This window comes from Clostridium vitabionis (assembly GCF_015351765.1).
GTDB classification, from domain to species: domain Bacteria; phylum Bacillota; class Clostridia; order Lachnospirales; family Lachnospiraceae; genus Clostridium_R; species Clostridium_R vitabionis.
Genome location: NZ_JADKQA010000001.1, coordinates 319,776 through 344,575 on the forward strand (window position 1 = coordinate 319,776; position 24,800 = coordinate 344,575).

24 protein-coding genes are annotated in these 24,800 nt (G+C 59.5%); 22 read left to right on the forward strand and 2 right to left on the reverse strand.

All coding sequences use genetic code 11. The features are described 5' to 3' along the window. Positions 1–63: 63 nt before the first annotated feature. Complete coding sequence (holA, locus tag ISF27_RS01415; protein WP_194608417.1) at positions 64–1,035, forward strand: DNA polymerase III subunit delta; 972 nt, start codon at positions 64–66, stop codon at positions 1,033–1,035. Positions 1,036–1,239: 204 nt separating this feature from the next. Here the strand turns inward: holA and rpsT are convergent, their stop codons facing one another. Beyond that, positions 1,240–1,506, reverse strand: a complete 267-nt coding sequence (gene rpsT, locus ISF27_RS01420) for a 30S ribosomal protein S20 (RefSeq protein WP_194608419.1) — start codon at positions 1,504–1,506, stop codon at positions 1,240–1,242. Positions 1,507–1,745: 239 nt separating this feature from the next. Here rpsT and lepA point away from each other — a divergent pair, with 239 nt between their 5' ends. Genes lepA through thiI form a run of 6 tightly spaced genes read left to right on the forward strand, consistent with a single transcriptional unit; the run spans position 1,746 to position 9,009 of the window. Continuing rightward, positions 1,746–3,554: a translation elongation factor 4 gene (lepA, locus tag ISF27_RS01425; RefSeq protein WP_194608421.1), complete on the forward strand. Its 1,809-nt coding sequence runs from the start codon at positions 1,746–1,748 to the stop codon at positions 3,552–3,554. 14 nt (positions 3,555–3,568) lie between these two features. Beyond that, positions 3,569–4,906 (forward strand): radical SAM family heme chaperone HemW, encoded by a 1,338-nt coding sequence (hemW, locus tag ISF27_RS01430; protein ID WP_194608423.1) that lies wholly within the window; start codon positions 3,569–3,571, stop codon positions 4,904–4,906. Positions 4,907–4,915: 9 nt separating this feature from the next. Next, a complete protein-coding gene (locus ISF27_RS01435; protein WP_194608425.1) occupies positions 4,916–5,677 on the forward strand; it encodes a sulfite exporter TauE/SafE family protein in 762 nt (253 codons plus the stop codon). A 15-nt stretch (positions 5,678–5,692) separates the two neighbouring features. Then, positions 5,693–6,649 (forward strand): 50S ribosomal protein L11 methyltransferase, encoded by a 957-nt coding sequence (gene prmA / locus ISF27_RS01440; RefSeq protein WP_194608427.1) that lies wholly within the window; start codon positions 5,693–5,695, stop codon positions 6,647–6,649. Between the two features lie 9 nt (positions 6,650–6,658). Further along, positions 6,659–7,813 carry a cysteine desulfurase family protein gene (locus tag ISF27_RS01445; RefSeq protein ID WP_194608429.1) on the forward strand — a complete coding sequence of 385 codons (1,155 nt, stop codon included), beginning with the start codon at positions 6,659–6,661 and terminating at the stop codon, positions 7,811–7,813. A 17-nt stretch (positions 7,814–7,830) separates the two neighbouring features. Next, positions 7,831–9,009: a tRNA uracil 4-sulfurtransferase ThiI gene (thiI, locus tag ISF27_RS01450; RefSeq protein WP_194608431.1), complete on the forward strand. Its 1,179-nt coding sequence runs from the start codon at positions 7,831–7,833 to the stop codon at positions 9,007–9,009. A 131-nt stretch (positions 9,010–9,140) separates the two neighbouring features. Here the strand turns inward: thiI and ISF27_RS01455 are convergent, their stop codons facing one another. Then, positions 9,141–9,383 (reverse strand): HPr family phosphocarrier protein, encoded by a 243-nt coding sequence (locus ISF27_RS01455; protein WP_194608434.1) that lies wholly within the window; start codon positions 9,381–9,383, stop codon positions 9,141–9,143. A 97-nt stretch (positions 9,384–9,480) separates the two neighbouring features. Here ISF27_RS01455 and mtaB point away from each other — a divergent pair, with 97 nt between their 5' ends. The 15 genes from mtaB (at position 9,481) to ISF27_RS01530 (ending at position 24,641) form a co-directional block, all read left to right on the forward strand. Beyond that, positions 9,481–10,845, forward strand: a complete 1,365-nt coding sequence (mtaB, locus tag ISF27_RS01460) for a tRNA (N(6)-L-threonylcarbamoyladenosine(37)-C(2))-methylthiotransferase MtaB (protein ID WP_194608436.1) — start codon at positions 9,481–9,483, stop codon at positions 10,843–10,845. 136 nt (positions 10,846–10,981) lie between these two features. After that, the gene (locus ISF27_RS01465; protein ID WP_194608438.1) at positions 10,982–11,266 is read left to right on the forward strand and encodes an IreB family regulatory phosphoprotein; all 285 of its coding nucleotides are present in this window, start codon (positions 10,982–10,984) and stop codon (positions 11,264–11,266) included. Positions 11,267–11,346: 80 nt separating this feature from the next. Then, complete coding sequence (gene ruvX, locus ISF27_RS01470) at positions 11,347–11,799, forward strand: Holliday junction resolvase RuvX (protein WP_194608440.1); 453 nt, start codon at positions 11,347–11,349, stop codon at positions 11,797–11,799. Beyond that, positions 11,792–12,082, forward strand: coding sequence for a DUF1292 domain-containing protein (locus tag ISF27_RS01475; protein WP_194608442.1), 291 nt, complete (start codon positions 11,792–11,794; stop codon positions 12,080–12,082). Before ruvX ends, ISF27_RS01475 begins: the two co-directional genes overlap by 8 nt. A gap of 92 nt (positions 12,083–12,174) precedes the next feature. Further along, positions 12,175–13,782 carry a ribonuclease J gene (locus ISF27_RS01480; RefSeq protein ID WP_407926049.1) on the forward strand — a complete coding sequence of 536 codons (1,608 nt, stop codon included), beginning with the start codon at positions 12,175–12,177 and terminating at the stop codon, positions 13,780–13,782. Between the two features lie 25 nt (positions 13,783–13,807). Next, complete coding sequence (locus ISF27_RS01485; protein WP_194608446.1) at positions 13,808–14,200, forward strand: MltG/YceG/YrrL family protein; 393 nt, start codon at positions 13,808–13,810, stop codon at positions 14,198–14,200. Next, positions 14,197–14,895: an O-methyltransferase gene (locus ISF27_RS01490; RefSeq protein WP_194608448.1), complete on the forward strand. Its 699-nt coding sequence runs from the start codon at positions 14,197–14,199 to the stop codon at positions 14,893–14,895. Before ISF27_RS01485 ends, ISF27_RS01490 begins: the two co-directional genes overlap by 4 nt. Beyond that, on the forward strand, positions 14,892–16,142 hold the full coding sequence (locus tag ISF27_RS01495) for a peptidase U32 family protein (protein ID WP_194608450.1): 1,251 nt from the start codon (positions 14,892–14,894) through the stop codon (positions 16,140–16,142). The genes ISF27_RS01490 and ISF27_RS01495 overlap by 4 nt, the downstream gene beginning before the upstream one ends. A gap of 1 nt (position 16,143) precedes the next feature. Beyond that, positions 16,144–16,992 (forward strand): YdcF family protein, encoded by an 849-nt coding sequence (locus ISF27_RS01500; protein ID WP_194608452.1) that lies wholly within the window; start codon positions 16,144–16,146, stop codon positions 16,990–16,992. 37 nt (positions 16,993–17,029) lie between these two features. Next, the gene (locus tag ISF27_RS01505; protein ID WP_194608454.1) at positions 17,030–19,948 is read left to right on the forward strand and encodes an insulinase family protein; all 2,919 of its coding nucleotides are present in this window, start codon (positions 17,030–17,032) and stop codon (positions 19,946–19,948) included. A gap of 20 nt (positions 19,949–19,968) precedes the next feature. Further along, positions 19,969–20,877: a GTPase Era gene (era, locus tag ISF27_RS01510; RefSeq protein ID WP_194608457.1), complete on the forward strand. Its 909-nt coding sequence runs from the start codon at positions 19,969–19,971 to the stop codon at positions 20,875–20,877. A gap of 7 nt (positions 20,878–20,884) precedes the next feature. Further along, complete coding sequence (gene recO, locus ISF27_RS01515) at positions 20,885–21,547, forward strand: DNA repair protein RecO (protein ID WP_194608460.1); 663 nt, start codon at positions 20,885–20,887, stop codon at positions 21,545–21,547. An 11-nt stretch (positions 21,548–21,558) separates the two neighbouring features. Further along, positions 21,559–22,593 (forward strand): acyltransferase family protein, encoded by a 1,035-nt coding sequence (locus ISF27_RS01520; protein WP_194608462.1) that lies wholly within the window; start codon positions 21,559–21,561, stop codon positions 22,591–22,593. 134 nt (positions 22,594–22,727) lie between these two features. Continuing rightward, positions 22,728–24,116 (forward strand): glycine--tRNA ligase, encoded by a 1,389-nt coding sequence (locus ISF27_RS01525; RefSeq protein ID WP_194608464.1) that lies wholly within the window; start codon positions 22,728–22,730, stop codon positions 24,114–24,116. Between the two features lie 126 nt (positions 24,117–24,242). After that, positions 24,243–24,641, forward strand: a complete 399-nt coding sequence (locus ISF27_RS01530; protein WP_194608465.1) for a PaaI family thioesterase — start codon at positions 24,243–24,245, stop codon at positions 24,639–24,641. Positions 24,642–24,800: the final 159 nt, after the last annotated feature.

The following is a 24,800-nucleotide window of genomic DNA, read 5'->3' on the forward strand; positions in this document are numbered from 1 at the left end:
TTCGCCCTCGGGGGAAAAATATGCTAGAATCGTGGTATTCAGGGATGGAGAAAGAGGTTCGAAATGGGAAATACGATCGACCAGGATATCAAGAGCGGCACGTTTAAACCGGTGTATCTGATCTGCGGGGAGGAGGAATTCCTCAAGCAGAGCATGAAGCGGCGCCTCCGGGAGGCGGTTGTCGGGAAGGACACCATGAATTTTAACCGGTTTTCCGGGAAAGGGGCGGAGGAGAAGGAGATCATCAGCCTTGCGGATACCATGCCTTTCTTCGCGGCGCACCGCATGATCCTGGTGGAAGATTCCGGATTTTTCAAAAAGCCGCCCGCGCTGCTCACGGAGTACCTTCCGAAAATGCCGGAGACCACGGTGCTCGTTTTTGTGGAGAGCCAGGTGGACCGGAAGACCCGGTTCTATAAGAAAGTCCGGGAGATCGGCCGGGTGGAGGAGATGACCCGCCAGAAGGAAGGAGATCTTCTCGTCTGGGCCGCTGCCTGTTTCAAACGGGCCGGCTTCGGGATCACGCGGGCGACGGCCGAGGAATTTCTCGCGAGGACCGGCGGCGATATGTCGAACATCCGCTCGGAGATCGACAAGCTGGTGAGCTACTGTGCGGGGCAGAAGGCCGTGAATATGGAGGATGTGCTCGCGGTCACCACGGTGACGACGGAAACGAAGATCTACGACCTGGTGGACAAGATTGCCGCCAGCCGGACAGACGACGCGATGCGCCTCTATCACGACATGCTCTCGATGAAGATCGAGCCGATGTACATCCTGGCGGCGGTGTCCCGGCAGTTCAACCAGCTTCTCGGGTACAAGGACATGACAGCGGCAGGGAAGGACCGGAGCAGCATCATTGCCGCGCTCCGGATCCCGCCGTTCGCCATCCGGAAGCTGGCTGGCCAGGCAGGGGCGTACAGCCGGGAGCAGCTCCTCAAAAAGGTGCAGGGCTGTGTTGACCTCGAGGAGGCGGTGAAGACCGGGCGGCTGGACGCGAGGCTGGCGGCGGAGCTTCTGCTCGCGGGGAAATGACTGCCGGGATCGGGCGGAAGACACGCACCGGGCGAAGCAAAGCTTCGCGAAAGGTGGGGGTTTGACAGGAACAATTTGACCGCCGGATATAGAAAAAACCGGACTGCGTCCACACCCGACGCAATCCGGTTTTTCTGGGTTCAGCATGGCACTTAACGAGCGCGCTATGCCAATTGCTTAAAGTTCAATATTCGTATCGCTGTCTCAGGCCTGGGCTTTGTTTGCCGCTTTTGCAATACGGGAAACACGGCGGGCAACGGTGTTCTTCTTCAGGACGCCCTTGGAACCGGCCTTCTCGATTACGGAAGTCGCTTCGCGCAGTGCAGCCTCGGCAGCAGCCTTGTCGCCGGCAGCTGCGGCAGCCTCAACCTTCTTGATCTCGGTCTTGACTTCGGAACGAATCGCCTTGTTTCTCTCCGCCTTCTTCTCGGCAACCTTAATTCTCTTCTTGGCAGATTTAATGTTAGCCAATGTAGACACCTCCATAAAATATACTCAGGATTATTGGTATGGGTTAAGTTTGCATTAAGGCCTGGACACGGACAGATCAATGTAAACTAAACATACTCTGATATTCTAGCGAATCTGTCCGCCGGTGTCAACCGGAAATTGCGGGTTTTCTTGCATAACCACAGGAAAAATGGTATTCTGTTTTCGCTGCATTATGCTGCCGGATCCGGCAGTTCGACTATACAGGGGAGGAATCAGGAGTGATTGACCAGAGCAGAATCCGGAATTTCTGTATCATTGCGCACATCGATCACGGAAAATCGACACTCGCCGACCGCATCATCGAGAAGACCGGCCTTCTGACCAGCCGCGAGATGCAGGACCAGGTGCTGGACAATATGGATCTCGAGCGCGAGCGGGGGATCACCATCAAGTCCCAGGCGGTCCGCACGGTGTACACGGCGAAGGACGGCAGGGAATACATTTTCAATCTGATTGACACCCCGGGACATGTGGATTTCACCTACGAGGTTTCCCGAAGCCTCGCAGCCTGCGACGGCGCGGTCCTCGTCGTGGACTCCACACAGGGGGTTGAGGCGCAGACGCTCGCCAATGTCTACCTGGCGCTGGATCATGATCTCGAGGTCTTCCCGGTACTCAATAAGATCGATCTTCCCAGCGCGCACCCGGATGAGGTCGCGGCGGAGATCGAGGACATCGTCGGCATCGACGCCTCGGACGCGCCGAGAATCTCGGCGAAGACCGGGGAAAATGTGGATGAGGTGCTGGAGGATATCGTAAAGAAGCTCCCGGCGCCCAAAGGCGACCCCGAGGCGCCGCTGAAGGCCCTGATCTTCGATTCGCTCTATGATTCCTACAAGGGCGTCATCGTGTTCTGCCGCGTCAAGGACGGAACGATCCGGAAAGGGCAGAAGGTCAGGATGATGGCCACCGGAGCGGTGGTCGATGTCGTGGAGGTCGGCCATTTCGGCGCCGGCCGGTTTATCCCGGACGACGGGCTGGACTGCGGCATGGTCGGGTATTTTACCGGAAGCATCAAGGATCTCCGGGAGGCGAGAGTCGGTGACACGGTGACGGACGCGGAACATCCCTGCGACGCCCCGCTTCCGGGGTATAAGAAGGTGACGCCGATGGTCTACTGCGGCATTTACCCGGCGGACACCAACCGCTATCCGGATCTCAGGGACGCACTGGAGAAGCTTCAGTTAAATGACGCCGCCCTCTCCTTCGAGCCGGAGACCTCGGCAGCCCTGGGCTTCGGCTTCCGCTGCGGCTTCCTCGGCCTCCTCCACCTCGATGTGGTGCAGGAGCGGCTTGAGCGGGAGTACAATCTCGACCTGGTGACGACTGCCCCGGGCGTTGTGTACCATATCTATAAGACGGACGGCACGGTGATGGACCTGACCAACCCCTCGAACCTCCCGGATCCCTCGGAGATCGACCATATCGAGGAACCGGTGGTCTCGGCGGAGATCATGACCACCACAGAGTATATCGGCGCGATCATGAAGCTCTGCCAGGAGAGGCGGGGCATCTACCTGGACACCGAGTATGTCGAGGCGACGAGGGCGATCCTCAAGTACGACCTGCCGCTCAACGAGATTATCTACGACTTTTTCGATGTGCTAAAGTCGCGCACCAGGGGCTATGCCTCCCTGGATTATGAGCTCAAGGGCTATCAGACCTCAAAGATGGTCAAGCTGGATATCCTGGTCAACCATGAGCAGGTAGATGCCTTGTCCTTCATCGTTTTTGCCGATTCGGCCTATGAGCGCGGCAAAAAGATGTGCGAAAAGCTCGAGAAGGAGATTCCGCGCCATCTGTTCGAGGTTCCGATCCAGGCGGCGGTCGGCGGGAAAATCATCGCGAGAACCACGGTCCGGGCGATGCGGAAGGACGTGCTCGCCAAGTGCTACGGCGGGGATATTTCCCGGAAGAAGAAGCTCCTCGAGAAGCAGAAAGAGGGCAAGAAGCGGATGCGCGAGGTCGGCAATGTCGAGATCCCGCAGTCCGCGTTCATGAGTGTCCTCAAGCTGGACACAGAATAAGCGGCGGGGAGAAGATGACAAGGGAACTGGAACTCTATCTGCATATCCCCTACTGCATCCGCAAATGCGCTTACTGCGACTTTGTCTCGGCCCCGCCTTCGGCGGACGGCGAGATGGGCGCGTATGTGCGGAAGCTCCGTGAGGAGATTGCCGCGGCCGGAAGGCAGATGCGGCAGGCGCTTTTCCCGGGGGGCATGCGGCCGCTTGGGGATTCTTATGAAGTGACCAGTCTGTTTTTCGGCGGCGGAACGCCGTCGATTCTGCCCGCGGAGGCGGCCGGGGAGATTCTCTCGGAAGCCAGAAAGAACTTTTCGATCCGCCCGGACGCGGAGGTCACGCTGGAGGCGAATCCGGACACGGTGACGCCGGAGAAGCTCCGGGCCTGGAAAAATGCCGGGATCAACCGGCTGAGCATGGGTGTCCAGTCGGCGGATGACCGGGAACTCCGGCTGCTCGGCCGGATTCACGATTTCTCCCGCGCTGTCCGCGCTTACCGGGACGCCCGGGAGGCGGGATTCCGGAACATCAGCCTTGACCTGATCTCGGCACTGCCGGGGCAGACGCCGGAAAGCTTTGCGCGGACGCTGCGGGCAGCCGCGGAGCTTGCGCCCGAGCACATTTCCGCCTACAGCCTGATCATCGAGGAAAATACGCCATTTTCCCGTGCCTACGGGGAGAATTCGCGCGATCTCGCCGTCTACGGGGAGTACCGGCTGATGCCGGAAAAGCTCCGGGAGAAATACCGGAAGCTCCGGGAAAAAGCACCGCTTCTTCCCGGGGAGGACGAGGAGCGGGAGATGTACCGGAAAACGGCGGAAATCCTCGCGGCGTACGGCTATCAGCGCTATGAGATCTCCAACTACGCGAAGCCCGGGTATGCCTGCCGCCACAATCTCGGCTACTGGACCGGAAGGGAATATCTCGGCTTCGGCACCGCGGCGGCATCCTGTCTCGGCGGGGAACGGATGGAAAATCTGACGGATACGGGAAAGTATCTCGCGCTTGCCCCGGAGGATTTCCTTTTCGGACGGCAGAGAGGCACGCGGTATCCGGAGTCTCAAAAGGACAGGATGGAAGAATTCATGTTTCTCGGGGTAAGGCTCATGGCAGGGGTCAGCGAGGCGGATTTCCTGAAGCGTTTCGGGAGGGAGATGCAGGAGGTTTATGGCGCCGCACTCCGGAAGACGGAGCGCGAGGGGCTCCTCCGGACGGTGATCACCCCGGACGGCGATGCCCGCCATGTGCTGACCTCCCGAGGGCTTGACCTCAGCAATCAGGTGGAGGAAGAGTTTATCCTCGAGGAAACAGGCACCGTAGCGTCCGCAGGGGGCGGACGGGGGATGGGGGAATAAGGTATTCTTATGGAAGTTACGATTACACAGTACGCAATCGTTGCGGTGATGATCTTTCTCGCCGGCTTTGTGGATGCTATCGCCGGGGGCGGCGGGCTGATCTCCCTGCCCACGTATCTCCTGATCGGCGTTCCGCCGCAGTATGCGCTGGGGACGAACAAGATGGGATCGTTCTGGGGAACGGCCCTGTCCGCCTGGCGCTTCACGAAAAACGGATTTATCAACTGGAAAAAGGCGGTTTTCTTCGCGGCGGCAGCCATGCTGGGATCCGGTATCGGCGCCAACCTGACGCTGCTACTCCCGGAGGCCATCGTCGGGAAAATTATCCTGGTCTCGCTGCCCGTGGTGGCGGCGATTGTCATCTTCGACCGGAAGATGGGCGATGATTCCCGGGCGGGAACCATTCCGGAGAGACGCCAGTTCCGCCTCACGCTGCTGATCGCCCTCGTGATCGGCATGTACGACGGCTTTTACGGCCCGGGAACGGGGACTTTCCTGATCCTGCTGCTCACCGAGGCCGCACGGTATACGATGAAGGAGGCTTCCGGCATCACCAAGGCGATCAACGGGTGTTCCAACGCATTTGCCCTCATCACATTCCTGATCCACGGGCGGGTTCTCCTGCCGCTCGGTATCGTGGCGGCGCTCTGCTCGATCGCCGGCAATTATCTCGGGTCCGGGATGGTGTTAAACCGGGGGCAGAAGATTGTCCGGCCGCTGATGCTGGTGGTCATTGTGATCATGTTCATCAGGATCCTCACGGGAAACTGAGATTGGAGGCACCATATGAAATGGAAGAAGTACACGCTCACCACGCGGACGGACGCGGTGGATCTCATCACCGCGGCGTTTGACGACATCGGTATCCAGGGTGTGGAGATCGAGGACAATGTCCCGCTCACGGCGGAGGAGACCAAGGGCATGTTTATCGACATCCTGCCTGAGCTCCCGCCGGACGACGGCACCGCGAAGGTGTCCTTCTATCTGGATGAGGATGAGAACCTCGGGGAAATGCTCGAGAAGGCGAAGGCAGCCCTCGAGGATCTCCGCCAGTTCGCGGATCTCGGCGCCTGCACGGTCGCCGAGTCGGAGACCGAGGACAAGGACTGGATCAACAACTGGAAGAAATATTTCAAGCCGTTCACCGTGGACGATATCCTGATCAAGCCGACGTGGGAGGAGGTTCCGGAAGAGGACAGGGATAAGCTCCTGATCCAGATCGATCCGGGCACTGCCTTCGGCACCGGCCTTCATGAGACGACGCAGCTCTGCATCCGCGCGCTGGAAGACTATGTGAAGGGCGGGGAGGAGGTGCTCGATGTCGGCACCGGAAGCGGGATTCTCGGCATCGCGGCGCTCAAGCTCGGGGCTGCCCATGTGTTCGGGACAGACCTCGATGAGAATGCCATCGACGCGGTTCACGACAACCTGAAATCCAACGGTATTCCGGAGGACAGGTTCGCTGTGATCCAGGGAAATATCATCGATGACAGGGCGGTCCAGGATGCCGCGGGGGAGGAAAAGTATGACCTCGTCACAGCCAATATCCTGGCGCCGGTGATCCTGCTCCTCCAGGGCGAGGTGGCCCGCCACATGAAGCACGGCGCGGTGCTCATCACCTCGGGGATTATCGACACCAAGGAGAAGGATGTTGTGGATGCCATCCGGGCCAATCCGGAATTCACCCTCATCGGGGTGAAGCATCAGGGCGAGTGGGTCAGCGTGACCGCGAGAAGAAAGTAAGGGGTTTTCATGGAATGTTATCTGGATAATTCCGCGACAACAAGGGCGTTTGACGATGTGGCGGACGCGGTGCGGCGGGCGATGCTCGTCGATTACGGCAATCCGTCCTCCCTGCATAAAAAAGGGGTCGAGGCGGAGCGGCTGGTCAAGGAGGCGCGCCGCAATATCGCGGATTCGCTGAAAGTAGACGACCGGGAAATCATCTTTACCAGCGGGGGCACGGAGTCCAACAACCTCGCCCTGATCGGGACGGCGCTCGCGATGCAGCGCCGGGGAAAGCATATCATCACCAGCGGGATCGAGCATGCCTCGGTCTATAACCCGCTGCTCTTCCTGGAGGAGATGGGGTTTGAGGTGACCTTTCTCCCCGTGGACGGGCATGGGCTGGTGGATCCGGAAGCGCTTGCGGCGGCGGTCAGAAGGGATACGATTCTCGTCTCCGTCATGATGGTGAACAACGAGATGGGGGCGGTGGAACCGGTTTCCGAGCTCTCCCGCGCGGCGAAGGCGAAGAATCCGGGGGTCATTTTCCACGCCGACGCGATCCAGGCCTACGGCAAATATCGGATCCGCCCGCGCCGGGAGGGGATCGACCTCCTGACCGTCAGCGGCCACAAGATTCACGGGCCGAAGGGCTCGGGCTTTATCTATATCCGGAACGGGGTCCGGGTGCACCCGCTGATCCTCGGCGGCGGCCAGCAGAAGGACATGCGGTCAGGAACCGAGAATGTCCCCGGCTGCTATGGTCTCGGCATCGCGGCGAAGGAGATCTACACCGGTTTTGACGGGCGGATCGACAGGATGTACGCGCTCCGGAACCGCCTGATCGAGGGGCTCGCGGATCTTCCGGGTGTCACGGTGAACGGCTATCCGGACCGGAGAAATGCCCCGCACATCGTGAGCGCGGGCTTTGACGGCGTCCGGGCTGAGGTGCTCCTCCATGCGCTGGAGGACCGGGGAATCTGTGTTTCCTCCGGGTCAGCCTGCTCGTCAAACCATCCGGGGATCAGCGGAACCCTGAAGGCGATCGGTGTCCGCGGGGAACTCCTGGATTCGACGATCCGTTTCAGCTTCGGGGAGTTCAATACCGCGGATGAAGTGGATTACACACTGGAACAGCTCCGGGAGCTTCTGCCGATGCTCAGGCAGTTCCGGCGGCACTGATAAGGAAGGAAAGACTTATGTTTCACACATTTCTGATCAAGTATGCCGAGATCGGCATCAAGGGGAAGAACCGCTACCTCTTCGAGGACAAGCTGGTGTCCCTGGTCAACCGGGCGCTCAAGCGGATCGACGGGCATTTCCTCGTGACCAAGGAGGCCGGAAGAATCTACGCGGAGGCGGACGGCGATTTTGACGATGAGGAAGTGATCGACGTCCTGACCCGGGTGTTCGGCGTCGCGGATATCTGCCCGATGATGCGGGTGGAGGATCTCGGGCCGGAGAAGCTCCGGGAGCAGGTCATTGAATATCTGCGGGAGGCCTACGACGATTTCCATTTCACCTTCAAGGTGGACAGCCGCCGCATCAATAAGGCCTACCCCGGGACCAGCGAGACGATCAACGCGGATCTCGGCGAGGCGCTTCTCGAGGCATTCCCGGATCTCCGGGTGGACGTCCATCATCCGGATGTGAAGGTGAATGTGGAAATCCGCAAGACCGGAGTGAATATCTATTCGAAGGTGATTCCGGGCCCCGGCGGGCTTCCGGTGGGAACCAACGGAAAATCCATGCTGCTGCTCTCCGGCGGCATCGACAGCCCGGTGGCCGGCTGGATGGTGGCCAAGCGCGGCGTGATCATCGAGGCGGTCTATTTCCACGCGCCGCCGTACACCAGTGAGCGGGCGAAGGAGAAGGTTGTCGACCTCGCGAAGCTGGTCGCCCGCTATTCCGGCCCGATCCGCCTGCACGTCGTCAATTTTACGGACATCCAGCTCTATATTTACCAGCAGTGCCCGCACGATGAGCTGACGATCATCATGCGGCGGTATATGATGCGCATCGCGGAGATGCTCGCGGAGAAGAACGGCTGCCTCTCGCTGGTTACCGGGGAGAGCATCGGCCAGGTTGCCTCCCAGACCATGCAGTCCCTGGTCTGCACGGATGCCGCCTGCACGATGCCGGTCTTCCGGCCGCTGATCGCCTTCGACAAGCAGGACATCGTGGAGATCTCGGAGAAGATCGGCACCTACGAGACGTCGATCGAGCCCTATGAGGACTGCTGCACGATCTTTGTTGCGAAGCATCCGGTGACGAAGCCGCTGCTGCACAAGATTGAGAAGTCGGAGGAAAATCTCCGGGAGAAGATCGGGGAGATGGTTAAGACGGCCGTCGATACCGAGGAAGTGATCTGGTGCTGATGCCGGCGCGGACAGAAAGCGAAAAATACCCCGGCAGGAATCCCTGCCGGGGCGCTGTCTAAGCGGTATTTAAAAATCATGGAGTCTTTTGTGCGGCTCCGCGTTTTTTCTGCGGAGCGGGAACGACCCAATCAGCCGGTGATGATGTAGGGAGCCAGGGAAGCTAAAATCTTGTCGAGCTCCGGACCCTCATCTGCCTGAATATTGAGCTCGATCGGCTTGGAGAGATCCAGGCTGAAAATGCCCATGATGGACTTTGCGTCAACCACATAACGGCCGGATACCAGGTCAAAGTCGGTGTCAAATTTCATCAGGTCATTGACGAAGGACTTAACTTTATCGATCGAATTAAGAGAAATCTGAACTGTTTTCATATTTCCGCCTCCATGAAAAACATATTTTTTTCTTTCTGGTTTAATACTACAAACGGGGCGGTCAAAAGTCAAGTAAGAGTCATGTAAGGAGCAGGGAATGCCTAAGAGGAGAGCAGCCTTTCACAACCTGGGATGCAAGGTCAACGCCTGGGAGACCGAGGCCATGGAACAGATGCTGGAGAGCGCGGGATACGAGATCGTCCCCTTCGGGGAGCCGGCGGATGTGACGGTCATCAATACCTGCTCGGTCACGAACATCGCGGACCGGAAGTCCCGGCAGATGCTCCACCGGGCTAAGAAGATGAACCCGGCGGGGGCGGTCGTCGCGGTGGGCTGCTATGTCCAGGCGGCGGCGGAGACGCTGGAAAGGGATGCCGCGGTGGATCTCCTGATCGGCAATGACCGCCGCAGGGAGCTCCCGGAGCTTCTCGAGGAGTGGTTTACGGGAAAGAAGCCGGCAGCGGAGGAGGCGGTCATCGATATCGGCCGTTCCCCGGAATTTGAGAACCTGAGCGTGACCGGGACGAAGGAGCACTCCCGGGCGTTCATCAAGGTGCAGGACGGCTGCAACCAGTTCTGCAGCTACTGCATTATTCCCTACACCCGGGGGCGGGTGCGGAGCCGGAAGCCGGAGGATGTCCTCCGGGAGGCCCGCGCCCTCGCGGACGCCGGATACCGGGAGATCGTCGTGACCGGCATCCACCTTGCCTCCTACGGCATGGACTTCCGGGAGAAAAAGAGTGCGGAGCTGGACGGAAGGGAGCTCCTCGCCCTCCTTGTCGAGCTCGACCGGGTTCCGGGGATCGAGCGCATCCGCCTGGGGTCCCTTGAGCCGCGCATCGTGACGCGGGAGTTCGCCCAGACGCTCGCGGCACTCCCGGGGATCTGCCCGCATTTCCACCTGTCCCTCCAGAGCGGATGCGCCGAAACGCTCCGGCGCATGAACCGGCACTATACGCCGGAGGACTATGCGCGGGGCGTCCTGGAGCTCCGGGAGGCATTCCATGATCCTGCGGTCACGACGGACGTCATCGTCGGCTTCCCTGGGGAGACCAGCCGGGAATTTCAGGAGTCCCGGGCCTTCCTGGAAAAGACCGGGTTTTATGAGATGCACGTCTTCCGCTATTCCCGGCGCCGCGGCACCCGCGCGGACGCGATGGAAAACCAGGTTCCGGAGCCGGTGAAGGAGGAGCGGAGCCAGGATCTCATCGCCCTGGGGCACCGGATGTCCCTCCATTACCGGGAAAAGTGGCTGGGGCGGCCAGCGGAGCTTCTCATGGAGCAGGAGGAAACCATCGGCGGAAGGCGGTACCTCTGCGGCTACAGCCGGGAGTACGTCCGCGGGGCGGTTCCCCTTGCGGACGGGGAGGACGGGAAGAAGATGCAGGGGAAAATTCTCGCGGGGACATTTTCCCGGAAAATCACCGATGATGTCCTCCAATTTGCCCCGGTGGGGAACTGAGACAGCCTGCGGCTGGAAACTGCCCCTCTGGTGGTGAAGGAAAACAATTTCCCCGGAATTTGGTTCTCCGAACTTGTGCATTCCCGGCGAGTATGTTATAAAGGTAAATGAAATGTTCAGAAGGACGTGACCAGTTATGGGCGATATTATGGATACGCGGTATTTTAAGGCCGTTCAGGATGATAAGAAGATGGAAGTCAGCGAGGTGCTCAGGGAAGTTTATGTCGCGCTGACGGAGAAGGGGTACAATCCTATCAATCAGATGGTCGGCTATATTATGTCCGGAGACCCGACGTACATCACCAGCCACAAGAGCGCGCGGAGCCTGATCATGAAAGTGGAGCGCGACGAGATCGTTGAGGAGCTGATGCGGGCTTATGTGGAGACAAAACTCACATCGAACGATCAGAAAAAAGACTGACAGATCTGAGAATGGAGAAGGGGAAGAAAGCTGTGTCGGGTGTTTGAGGGGCATGGCTTTTTTGTTGTGCAGGGAGATGTATGGAGAATAAGCGGATACTCGGGCTGGATTTCGGTTCCCGTACGGTCGGTGTTGCGGTGAGCGACCCGCTGGGGATTACCGCCCAGGGTGTGGAGACGATTGAGAGACCGGAGGAAAACAAGCTGCGGAAGACCTGTGCCAGGATTGAGCAGCTGATCCGGGAATACGGCGTGGGCACGATTGTGCTTGGCTGCCCGAAGAACATGAACAATACGGAAGGGGAGCGTGTGGAGAAGACGCTGGCTTTCCGGGATATGCTCGCGAGAAGAACCGGGCTTGCCGTGGAGATGTGGGATGAACGGCTGAGTACCGTCGCGGCGGAGCGCGTGCTGATCGAAAGCGGCGTGCGCAGGGAGAACCGCAAGGCGGTCATCGACAAGATTGCCGCGCAGATCATCCTCCAGGGTTACCTGGATCTTCAGAACGCGAAGAAGGAACAGGATAATGGATAAGGAAAAGGAAGAGATCATCGAGCTCATCGGCGAAAAGGGGGAGAAGCTCACCTTTCGCGTGCTCGAAAAGACGAAGCAAAGCGGCGTGGATTATCTTCTGGTGGAAGACCCGGAGGATGAGGACGGAGAATGCTGGATTCTGAAGGATACGGCGGAGGAGGACGCGGCGGAAAGCTGCTACCAGTTCGTCGATGACGACACAGAGCTGGAGAGCATGTCGAAGGTTTTTGCGGAGCTGATGAGTGACTCGGAGATTGACTTCACAGTAGAGACAGAACATTGAGTCAGGAGGCAGATTTGAAAACAACAGAAAAACAGGACGGGAACCACAAAAAGGTCAAGATCATCCCGCTGGGCGGCCTGGAGCAGATCGGCATGAACATGACTGCCTTCGAGTACGAGGACAGCATCATCGTGGTTGACTGCGGCATGGCCTTCCCGAGCGACGATATGCTCGGCATCGACCTGGTGATTCCGGACGTGACGTACCTGAAGGAGAATCTCGATAAGGTGAAGGGCTTTGTGATCACCCACGGGCATGAGGATCACATCGGCGCCCTCCCCTATGTGCTGAACGAGATTCCGGTGCCGGTCTATGCGACGAAGCTGACGATCGGTCTGATCGAGAATAAGCTGAAGGAACACGAGCTTCTCCACAAGGTGAAGCGCAAGGTGATCCGCCACGGGCAGTCGGTCAATCTCGGCTGCTTCCGCGTGGAATTCATCAAGACCAACCACAGTATCCAGGATGCCTCGGCGCTCGCGATTTTCACCCCGGCGGGCACGATCATCCATACCGGGGACTTCAAGATCGACTACACCCCGGTGTTCGGCGAGCCGGCGGATCTGGCCCGCTTCGCGGAGCTCGGCAAGAAGGGCGTACTGGCGCTCATGTGCGATTCCACGAACGCCATCCGGCCGGGATTCACCATGTCGGAGAGGACGGTCGGCAAGCGCTTTGACGCGATTTTTGCCGAGCACCAGAATCAGCGGATCATCGTGGCAACCTTCGCTTCCAACGTGGACCGCGTGCAGCAGGTGATCAACTCCGCCTGCAAGTATAAGCGCAAGGTGGTGGTGGAAGGCCGGAGCATGGTCAATGTCATTGGCGTCGCCACGGAGCTCGGCTATATCAAGATACCGGACAATACGCTGATCGACATCGATGACCTGAAAAAATATAAGCCGGAGGACACGGTTCTCGTGACCACCGGAAGCCAGGGCGAATCCATGGCGGCGCTCTCCCGGATGGCGGCAAACCAGCACCGCAAGGTCAGCATCCGGCCGGGGGATGTGGTGGTTCTGAGCTCCACCCCGATTCCGGGCAACGAGAAGGCCGTCGCGAATGTCATCAATGAGCTTGAGGAGAAGGGCGCCGAGGTGATCAACCAGGATACCCATGTATCCGGGCACGCCTGCGCCGAGGAGATCAAGCTGATGTACTCCCTGGTGCACCCGAAGTACGCGATCCCGGTGCACGGCGAGACCCGCCACCTGATGGCGCAGCGGAACATCGCCATTTCCCTCGGGATTCCGAAGGAAAATGTCGTCATGATGAAGTCCGGCGATGTCGTGGAGATCGGCGAGGACGGCTGGGCGATCACGGATCATGTGCAGGCGGGCGGCGTCCTGGTGGACGGCCTCGGCATCGGCGATGTGGGCAATATCGTGCTCCGCGACCGCCAGAACCTCGCGCAGAACGGGATTATTATTGTCGTGATGACGCTGGAAAAATACACCAACCAGCTGCTGGCCGGGCCGGATATCATCTCCCGCGGCTTCGTCTATGTGCGGGAGTCCGAGGATCTCATGTCCGACGCGCAGCAGGTGGTCAATGACGCAGTCGAGGGCTGCCTGGACCAGGAGGTCAGCGACTGGGGCAAGATCAAGCATGTCATCAAGGACAGCCTCAGCGACTACCTCTGGAAGAAGATGAAGAGAAGTCCGATGATCCTCCCGATCATCATGGAAGTGGATTCCTGACGGGATCCGCAGTGAGGGACAGAAATTGAGCAGGATTGTTCACGAAATTAACCGGTTTACCTCGCTGGTAATCAGGAGTTCTCTGAGGATCCTCGCGCTGTTTCTGTTCCTCTTTCTGCTCTATGAAGGCATCACGCGGGGCTACCGGTTCGGCTACCGGATCTTCTGCCCGGATCCCAATCCGGTGCGGGCGGAGGAGACCGTGACCGTTGCGGAGGACACCGATGCCGCAAAACTCGCCGGCGAGCTGGAAGAGAAGGGAATTATCTGGAATCAATTTGCCTTTCTTTTTACGAAGAAGTTCTACCAGGAGACGCTTGTCCCCGGGAGCTACAAGGTGGACAGCTCGATGACGATCCCGGAGATCCTGGATGTCCTCAGCGGCAAAAGCACCACGGCGGCGGAGGGCGGGTCATGATTTTGGATGAGAGAATTTCCGCCTATCTTCGCGCGCTCGATCCGGGCAGCGGCCCTCTCCTCGAGGAGATCGAGAGGAAGGCGAGGGAAGACCATGTCCCGGTCATCCGCCGGGAGGAGCAGGCCTTTCTCCGGACCATGGTTGCCATGAAGCAGCCGGAGAGGATCCTCGAGATCGGCACCGCCATTGGGTTCTCCGCGCTGGTTATGGCGTCAGCGATGCCTGAGGGCGGGCATATCACGACGATTGAAAAATTTGAAAAGCGGATTCCCGAGGCCCGGGAGAATTTCCGGCGGGCAGGGGAGGAGAAGCGGATCACCCTGCTTCCGGGGGACGCGGGGGAGATCCTTGCGGGACTTTCCGGACCGTATGACCTCATCTTTCTCGATGCGGCGAAGGGGCAGTATATCCGCTGGCTGCCGGATATTCTCCGGCTTCTTCCCGCCGGAGGCGTCCTCCTTACGGACAATGTGCTCCAGGGCGGGGAGACCGCGCTCTCCCGGTACGCGGTGGAGCGCAGGGACCGCACCATCCACACGAGAATCCGGGAATACCTGTGGGAGATTACCCACTCGGCAAGCCTTACCACGGCGGTGGTTCCCGCCGGCGACGGGATAGCCGTCAGTGTGAGAACGGCGGCACCGGCCGGAGGCGGGATTGCCGCCAGGGAAAAGAAGGAGAATCAAGAGATATGAAAAAACCGGAACTTCTGATTCCGGCGGGAAGCCTGGAGGTCCTTCGAACCGCGGTGCGCTACGGCGCTGACGCGGTCTACCTCGGGGGCGAGGTTTTCAGCCTCCGGGCGAAGGCCCACAATTTTTCCGAGGAAGATATGCGGGAAGGCATCCGCTATGCCCATGAGCACGGCGTCAAGGTGCATGTGACCTGCAATATCCTGGCGCATAACGGGGATTTCCCCGGGGTTGAGGATTACCTGCGCCTCCTTGCGGACATGAAGCCTGACGCGCTGATCATCTCCGATCCGGGGATTTTCATGGCGGCGCGCGAGCTCTGCCCGGGCATCGAGCTTCACGTGAGCACGCAGGCGAACAGCACCAATTACCGCACCTGGCTGTTCTGGCACAGCCTCGGGGCGAAGCGGGTTGTCGCGGCCAGGGAGCTCTCCCTTAGGGAGATCCGGGAGATCCGGGAGAAGATTCCGGAGGATATGGAAATCGAGTGCTTCGTCCACGGGGCCATGTGCATTTCCTATTCGGGGCGCTGCCTCCTCAGCAACTATTTTACCGGCAGAGACGCCAACCGGGGCGCCTGCACCCACCCGTGCCGCTGGAAGTACGCGGTCATGGAGGAGACCCGGCCGGGGGAATATCTCCCGGTCTATGAAAATGAGCGCGGCACGTTCATTTTCAATTCAAAGGATCTCTGCATGATCGAGCACATCCCGGAGCTTGTGGACGCCGGGGTGGACAGCATGAAGGTCGAGGGGCGCATGAAGACGGCGCTCTATGTGGTGGCCGTCGCCAGGACATACCGCCGCGCGATTGACGACTATTTCGAGAGCCCGGAGAAATACCGGGAGAATCTCCCCTGGTACCGGAAGGAGATCGCGGCCTGCACAGCGCGGGAATTCACGACCGGATTCTACTTCGGGAAACCGGGGCCGGAGGACCAGATTTACGGGAACAATACCTACGAGACCAACGCGGTCTATATCGGCACCGTCGGGGCGGCGGATCCCGACGGGCGGGTGTATTTCCCGCAGAAGAACAAGTTCTCGGTCGGGGACACGGTCGAGATCATGAAACCGGATGGCCGGGATGTCCAGGCAAAGGTTCTCCGCATCCAAAGCGGGGAAGGAATCGACCAGGAGAGCGCGCCGCATCCGAAACAGCCGCTCACGGTGACGCTGGCATCGGAGGTGCCGGCCGAGGCCGGCGATATTCTGCGGATGATCCCGGAAAATCCCGCGGAAAGGGCATAAGATGATTTTTCTGATGGAGGCGCTGGCGCTGTTTAGCCTGCTCTACTTTATCGTGCTTTTCTTCTACTCCGGCCCGATGACGTCGATGCTGTTCGCCTGGCTTCTGTTCGCCGCAGCCTGCTTTCTCTTTTCCCTGTGGCTCAGGTTTCTCAGGCGCCGCCGCGCATCCCTGCGCATCCGGGTGATGAGCGTGACCGCGGTCATGACCGTGTTCGCGGTGATCGGGGCGGCAGTCTTTGTCATCGCGGGGACTGCCGCGCTCAGCACGGACAGGGATGCGGATTACTGTATCGTTCTAGGGGCGAGAGTCCGGGGGAGGAAGCCGTCCGTCTCGCTGAAACACAGGATTGACCGTGCGATCCGGTATGCGGATGAGCACCCGGAAGCCGTTATGGTTCTCTCCGGCGGTGTGGGAGAGGGCGAGGAGATCAGCGAGGCGCGGGCCATCTACGACGCGCTTCTTGCTGCAGGCATCCCGGCGGCCAGGATGGTCCTGGAGGATCATTCCGGGAACACGCAGGAAAATATTTCGATGAGCCGGAATGTGATCGAGCAGTGTGAGTTCGACAGGAGCCGGCAGGCGATGCGGATGGCCGCCCTCGACAGGATGTACCTGCCGGAGGACATGCAGCGGGAGCTTCCGGAATCAGGGAATCTCAAGGCTCGGGAGCCGTCGGTGGCGGTCCTCTCCAGCAGCTTCCATCTATTCCGGGCGCTGGCGATCGCGCGGAAAGCCGGATTTGCGGAGATTTCCGGGATCGCTGCGTCCACGGATCCGGTGATGGCTGTCCACCTGTGGCTCAGGGAGACGGCAGCGGTACTTTACGGCAAATTCATGGGGCGGCTCTGAGGGCCGTCCCACGGCATCCATAGAGAAAGGATAACGTATGACGAAACTGGAGGAACTTACCGCCTGGCAGATTTTGGAGAAGAAGGAGCTTCCGGAGATCGGCTCCGAGGGGGTGATCCTGGAGCACAGGAAGAGCGGAGCCAGGGCATTTCTCGTCATGAACGATGATGACAACAAGGTCTTCACGATCGGCTTCCGCACGCCGCCGTCGGATTCCACCGGCGTGCCCCATATCCTGGAGCACAGCACGCTCTGCGGTTCGAAGAAATTCCCGGTGAAGGATCCTTTTGTCGAGCTGGTCAAGGGCTCGCTCAACACCTTCCTCAACGCGATGACCTACCCGGATAAGACTGTCTACCCGGTGGCCAGCTGCAACGACGCGGATTTCCGGAATCTGATGGACGTCTACATGGACGCCGTGCTTCACCCGAATATCTACGAGAACGAGAAGATTTTCCGCCAGGAGGGCTGGCACTATGAGGCGGAATCGGCGGACAGCCCGGTTACCGTGAACGGCGTGGTCTACAATGAGATGAAGGGGGTCTATTCCTCGCCGGACAGTGTCCTTGACCAGAGCATCCAGCAGGCCCTCTACCCGGACACCTGCTACGGCTTTGAATCCGGAGGGGATCCGAAGGTGATCCCCAGCCTGACCTACGAGGAATTTCTGAATTTCCACCGGAAGTTCTATCATCCGTCAAACAGCTTCATCTATCTCTACGGGAAAATGGACATGGCGGAGCAGCTCAGCTGGCTCGATCGGGAATACCTCTGCCATTACAGCCGCGAGGAGGTAGATTCGGCGATCCGGCCGCAGAAGCCGTTCACGGCCCCTGCCGAGGTGGAAACCGCCTACTCCATCACGGACGACGAGAAGGAGGATCACAAGACCTATCTCTCGGAGAGCTGGTCGTTCGGCGGGCCGCTCAGCCCGGAGGAGTATTATGCCGCCAGCATCCTGGAGTATGTCCTCCTGGAATCGCCGGGGGCGCCGCTCAAGGAAGCCCTGACGGCGGCGGGGATCGGCAGCGACATCTCCGGCAGCGTGGAGACCTCGGTTCTCCAGCCGTATTTCTCCATCGTCGCCAAGGGGGCGGAGAAGGAGCAGAAGGCGGATTTTCTCCGGGTGATCCGGGAAACCCTGGAAAAGCTCGCGGACAACGGCATCGGCGCGCGCACGCTGCTCGCCGGGATCAATTCCTTTGAGTTCCGCCTCCGCGAGCAGGACAGCGGCCAGTTCCCGAGAGGGCTCCTCCTCGGGCTCCAGTGCTTTAATTCCTGGCTCTATGACCGGGATCCGTCCGAATACCTGCGCTTTGACGACGCGTTCCGGTTCCTCCGGGAAAATGCGGACACCGGGTATTTTGAGCGGATTCTGCGGGAAAAGTTCCTGGACAATCCCTTCGCCGCGGTCGTCACGGCGGTTCCGGTGAAAAATCTGACCGCCCGGGAGGACGAGAAGCAGGCCGCGAAGATGGCCGAGTTCCAAAAGAGCCTGTCCCGGGAGGAGATGGACGCGATCGTCCGAAAGAGCAGGGAACTCAAGGCATATCAGGATTCCCCGGACCGGAAGGAGGATCTGGAGAAGATCCCGCTCCTTCGGCGTGAGCAGATCCGGAAAAACCCGGAGCCGCTGCTTCTCGCGGAGCGGAAGGCGGCGGGCACAACGCTCCTTGAGCATGAGACTAACACCAACGGGATCATTTACCTCCGGTTCTACTTTGACCTGAACCGGATTCCGACGGCGGACCTTCCGTGGGCAGCACTTCTCCGGACTGTCCTCGGCTATATCGCGACCGAGAACTACACGCTGAGCGGGCTCTCAGAGGAAACCGACCTCACTACCGGCGGCATCAATACGCTGCTCGCACCCTATGTGGACGTGAAGGATCCGTTGAAGTTCCAGGCGAAAATGATCACCTCCCTCCGGGTGCTTCCGGAGCAACTTGGCCGCGGCATGGATCTCGTCGCAGAGATCCTGCTCCGCTCAAAGCTCTCGGACACCGGAAGGCTTCGGGAGATCGCGGAGGAGACCTTGTCCCGGCAGAAGCTCTACCTGAACAGCTCCTCCCACACGGCGGCATATGTCCGGGCGGCGTCCGGGTTCGCGCCGGATAAGGCCTTCACGGACATGACCGACGGGATCGCCTACTGCGATTTCCTCGCGAATCTCTGCGCGCATTTTGAAGAGAGGGCGGATGAGGCGGCAGCGAAGCTCAAGGCCGTGGCGGAGGCCGTATTTACCTCCGACAACCTGGTCGTCAGTGCGACCGCGGACAGGGAGATGCTCGACGCGGTAACCCAGGCGCTCAGAACCTGGGTTCCGGGACTGCCGAAAGGGAGGGGGAAGACCTACCCCTTCGCCTGGGAGAAAAAGACGATCCGGGAGGGCTTCCGCACCTCCTCCAAGGTCAACTATGTCGCCCGCTGCGGCTCCTTCGCGGGGAGGGGGCTCCCCTATACCGGGGCGCTCAAAATCCTGAAGGTGATCCTCGGCTACGATTATCTCTGGATCAATGTCCGGGTGAAGGGCGGCGCCTACGGTGTCATGCACGGGACCACGCGGAGCGGCTGCGGATACTTTGTCTCCTACCGGGATCCGAAGCTCATGGAGACCAACCGGGTCTACGAGGGTGTCGTGTCTTTCCTGGAATCCTTCAGCGCGGATGAGCGGGACATGACCAAATATGTGATCGGTACGATCAGCGATATGGACGCCCCGCTTCTTCCCCAGTACAAGGGCGCAAGAGGCGACAGCGCGTATTTCGGCGGGGTTACCGACGCGATGCTCAGGAAGGAGAGGGCGGAGGTCCTCAAGGCAGAGCCGGAAGATATCCGGGCGCTTGCCCCATATATCCAGGCGATCCTCGATACCGGTGACTTTGTCGTCATCGGAGGGGCGAAGGCGGTCGAGGAAAACAGGGACGCATTTACCACTGTACGGGCGCTGTTCTGACCGGCAAGAAAGGAAAAACATTGGAAGAAAAAAAAGAGTTCCGCTCCGGCTTCGTGACGCTGGTCGGCCGGCCGAATGTTGGAAAATCAACGCTGATGAACCATCTGATCGGCCAGAAGATCGCGATCACCTCGGCAAAGCCGCAGACGACGAGAAACCGGATCCAGACGGTCTACACGGATGAACGGGGACAGATCGTCTTTCTCGACACGCCGGGCATCCTGAAAGCCCGCCACAAGCTGGACCAGTTCATGCTCGAGGAGGCGGAGAGCGCCCTCGGCGAGGTGGATCTCATCCTCTGGCTCGTGGAGCCGGATCCGCATATCGGCGGCGGGGACAGCCACATCGCCGAGCTTCTCCGGGCGTCGAAGAAGCCGGTGATCCTCGTCGTCAACAAGATCGACCGGGTGGACAAGAACCGGAAAGAGGCGGTCTTTGACGCCTTCCGCGGCCTCATGGATTTCCGGGAGGCCTGCGCGGTGTCAGCGCTCAAGGGAGCGGGGGTGGAGAAGCTTCGCGAGAGCATTTTCCGGAACCTGCCCGAAGGGCCGGCATACTATGACGAGGAGACCGTGACCGACGAGACGATGCGGCAGATCGCCTCCGAGATCATCCGGGAGAAGGCTCTCCGGCTGCTCAGCCAGGAGGTTCCCCACGGGATTGCCGTCCTGATCGATTCCATGAAGCAGCGCGAGAACGGCCTCTGGGACATCGAGGCCTCGATCGTCTGCGAGAAGGCGTCCCACAAGGGGATTGTCATCGGCAAGGGCGGCGCCATGCTGAAAAGAATCGGCACCGAGGCGCGGAAGGACATCGAGGAGATGTGCGGCAGCCGGGTAAACCTCAAGCTGTTCGTCAAGGTCCGCACCGACTGGCGCGACAATCCGCTGTTTCTCCGGGATTACGGCTATGGAATGAACCGGAAGTGAGAAGGTTATGACACTCAGGGAAGAGATCCGCCTCACGGGCATTGTCCTGCTCGCGGCGGATGTGGGCGACTATGACCGGCGCCTCGTGATCCTGACGAAGGAGCGCGGGAAAATCACCGCCTTCGCCCGGGGCGCCAAGCGGAGCCGCAGCGCCCTCCGGGCGGCCTGCAACCCGTTTGTCTGCGGGACGTTCATCCTCGCGGAGGGGCGCGACGCCTATACGCTCTATGACGCGGAGGTCAGGGAATATTATGACCGGATCGGCGGGGATATCGAGAACGCCTGCTACGCGTCGTATTTCGCTGAATTTGCCAATTATTACGGGAGGGAGAACCTGGACTCGGGGGAGATGGTGGATCTTATCGCCGCCGCCCTCCGGGCGCTTCTTGCGGGGAAAATGCCGAAACCCCTCATCCGCCGGGTTTATGAGCTCCGCCTCATGGGGATCAACGGCGAATATACCTCCGAGCCACCGGAAAAATGCGGGGAGTCGGCGGTCTACGCCTGGCAGTTCACCCTCTCCACGCCGGTGCCGAAATTGTTTTCCTTTCTGCTCACCGAGACGACGATGAAGGAATTCTCCGGGGCGGTGGACCGGCTGATCCGGCATTTTGTGGACAGGAGCTTCAAATCCCTGGACGTGCTCAGGATGATGGACGGGGAGGCTTAGGGAGGGAAAGCATGGAGGAGAAAGAATTCCGGGGGAAGGTCACGCTGATGAATTTCCTCTGCTGCGTCCTGGTGATCTGGCACCATTCCGGTAACGCGGACCTGTTCGCCGGCGCTCACGGGGTATCGCCGGCGCTGGACTTCTTTGAGAACACGCTCACCTTCGCGGTCATCCGCGCGGATATCCCGGCATTCTTCATGCTCTCCGGGTACCTCTTTTTCCGGAATTTTACCTGGGCGGGCCTTCCGGGCAAATGGCGCCGCCGCGTCCGCTCCCTGCTCATCCCCTATCTTTTCTGGAACCTTTTCTGGTATTTCGCCCGCCTGCTCGCGTCCGGCTTCGGCCCGGCGGCCTCCCTGCTGGGTCTTGCGCCGGTTCCCGCCGATGCGCGGACGCTCATCCGGGCAGCATTCTGCTACGCGTATAATCCGGTGTTCTGGTTCATGTACCAGCTGATCCTGCTGGTGATTCTCGCGCCGGTGATCCGGTTCTTTCTTCTTTCGCGGTGGAGCTCCGTACTCTATGGCCTGTTCCTCCTCTGGGTCTTCCTTGCCTGGCCGGCTCTCCCCATCGTCAATCAGGACGCGCTGATCTACTATTCCCTCGGCGCCTTCTGGGCGGTATGGGGAAAAGAGGCTGTTGAGCGGGAGGACAGCCCGAGGAGAGCCCTGGCCGGGCTTTTCGGGGTGTTCCTTTCCCTGATTCTCTGCCTGCTGAACCTGAGGACAGGGCGGGTGCAGTTCCTGGTTGCTTATCTTGCGCTCCTGCCGCAGGCAGTGTGGCTTCTGCTTCCGCTTAATGCCGGCGAAATCGCCGGAAAATCCCCGTGGATGGCGTGCACCTTTTTTATCTACGCCACCCATTTCGTGCTTGTCCGCGCGATCAATAAGGTCGGAGGGCGGATCTTTCCCGGAAGCACCGTGGCGGGATTCCTGTTCTATCTCGCCATGCCGGCGGTGGTTATCGCTATCGTGTGGGCTGCCGCGAGATGGCTGAAAAAGCATCTGCCGGGAGTGTGGCTCGTGGTTAATGGGAACCGGAAATAAGCCTGCGTTATCTTGCAAACCTCCGGGAAACCCGGTATACTTTATCTTTAGCCGCGGAGATCATCCGCGCGGCAATACAGCTGAGCATGTCCTGCGCCGCAGCCAGCGGCGCGAGGAAAATCCGGAGGAAAAACATGGAAAAGACAATGGAAAAAATCGTGGCTCTTGCCAAGTCGAGAGGTTTTGTGTACCCGGGATCCGAGATCTACGGCGGGCTCGCCAACACCTGGGATTACGGGCCGCTGGGGGTGGAGCTGAAAAACAATGTCAAGAAGGCATGGTGGCTGAAGTTCGTTCAGGAGAGCCCGTACAATGTCGGCATTGACTGCGCGATCCTGATGAATCCGCAGACCTGGGTAGCATCCGGCCACCTCAAGAGCTTTTCCGATCCTCTGATGGACTGCAAGGCCTGCCATGAGCGCTTCCGCGCGGATAAGCTGATCGAGGACTACGCCGCCGCGAACGGGATCGAGATCGGCGGTTCAGTGGACGGCTGGTCCAACGAGAAAATGATGGATTTCATCGAGGAGCATAAGGTTCCCTGCCCGAGCTGCGGCAAGAGCGACTGGACAGATATCCGCCAGTTCAACCTGATGTTCAAGACCTTCCAGGGCGTGACCGAGGACGCGAAGAACGTGGTTTACCTCCGTCCGGAGACCGCGCAGGGAATTTTTGTCAACTTCAAGAACGTGCAGAGAACGTCCCGCAAGAAGATCCCGTTCGGCATTGCCCAGATCGGCAAATCCTTCCGCAATGAAATTACCCCGGGGAACTTCACCTTCCGCACCCGCGAGTTTGAGCAGATGGAGCTGGAGTTCTTCTGTGAGCCGGATACCGACCTTGAGTGGTTCGACTACTGGAGAAGCTACTGCCACAACTGGCTGAACAGCCTGGGCATCCCGGATGACCAGCTGCGCCTGCGCGACCACGCGAAGGAGGAGCTGTCCTTCTACAGCAAGGCGACGACCGATATCGAATTCACCTTCCCCTTCGGCTGGGGCGAGCTCTGGGGGATTGCCGACCGGACCGACTATGACCTTTCCCGCCATCAGGAGGTCTCCGGCCAGGATCTCACTTACTTTGATGATGAGAAGAAGAAAAAGTACATTCCGTATGTCATTGAGCCGTCGCTGGGCGCAGACCGCGTGACGCTCGCCTTCCTCTGCTCCGCTTACGACGAGGAGGAGCTCGAGGGCGGCGACAAGAGAACAGTCCTGCATTTCCATCCGGCGCTTGCCCCGGTGAAGATCGCCGTCCTTCCGCTGTCCAAGAAGCTGAACGAGAAGGCGGAGAAAATTTATACGGATCTCTGCAAGTACTACCACTGTGACTTCGATGACCGCGGCGCGATCGGCAAGAGATACCGCAGGCAGGATGAGATCGGCACGCCGTTCTGCGTGACCTACGATTTTGATTCGGAAAATGACGGCGCGGTCACTGTCCGCGACCGCGATACCATGGAGCAGGTGCGCATCCCGATCGAGGGGCTCAAGGCGTATTTCGAGGATAAGTTCTCCTTCTGATTACCTGCTGTGCCTATTCACATGCCAGGGATTCCCCGCAAAACAGGCCGCAGACGGCCTGCAGGGGATATCCCTGGCATGTGTTTAACGGATACAAATCAGCGTTCAATATTCTGGAGGTTTGCGATGGACAAGGTCATGAAATATGATATCCGGGAGGATCCGTTCCTCAGGAAGAACGGGATCTATCTCGAGGAGGATCGCCGGGATTATACCCGCTTTACCGCGATGATCACGGAGGAACAGGCGAATCCTTACGGCGTCGCCCACGGCGGTTTCCTCTATATGATGAGCGATATTGCCGCGGGGATCGCGGCGGATTCGGACGGCAGGAGCTATGTGACCTACAACGCAAGCTACACCTTTATCAAGGGGGCGCCGATCGGCACCCGGGTGTACGCGGAAGCGTGGCCGGTGAGCCGGAGGCACCGCACCTGCGTGGTGAAGGCGGAAATCTATGATGACCAGCGGGAGCTTCTGACCGAGGGAACGTATATTATGTACAAGATTTCCGATCATCACTAATGCAGAACCTCAGGTTATCGGGATATTGCTGAAAAATTACTTTACTCAGAAGCTTTTTATGTTATAATTGATTCAGTTCTGCGCAGGAGCGCGCTTAAGCTGCCGCCCGGGAATTACCGGACGACAGCTTAAGTTCGGTCATAGGAGGAATCTCCCGGC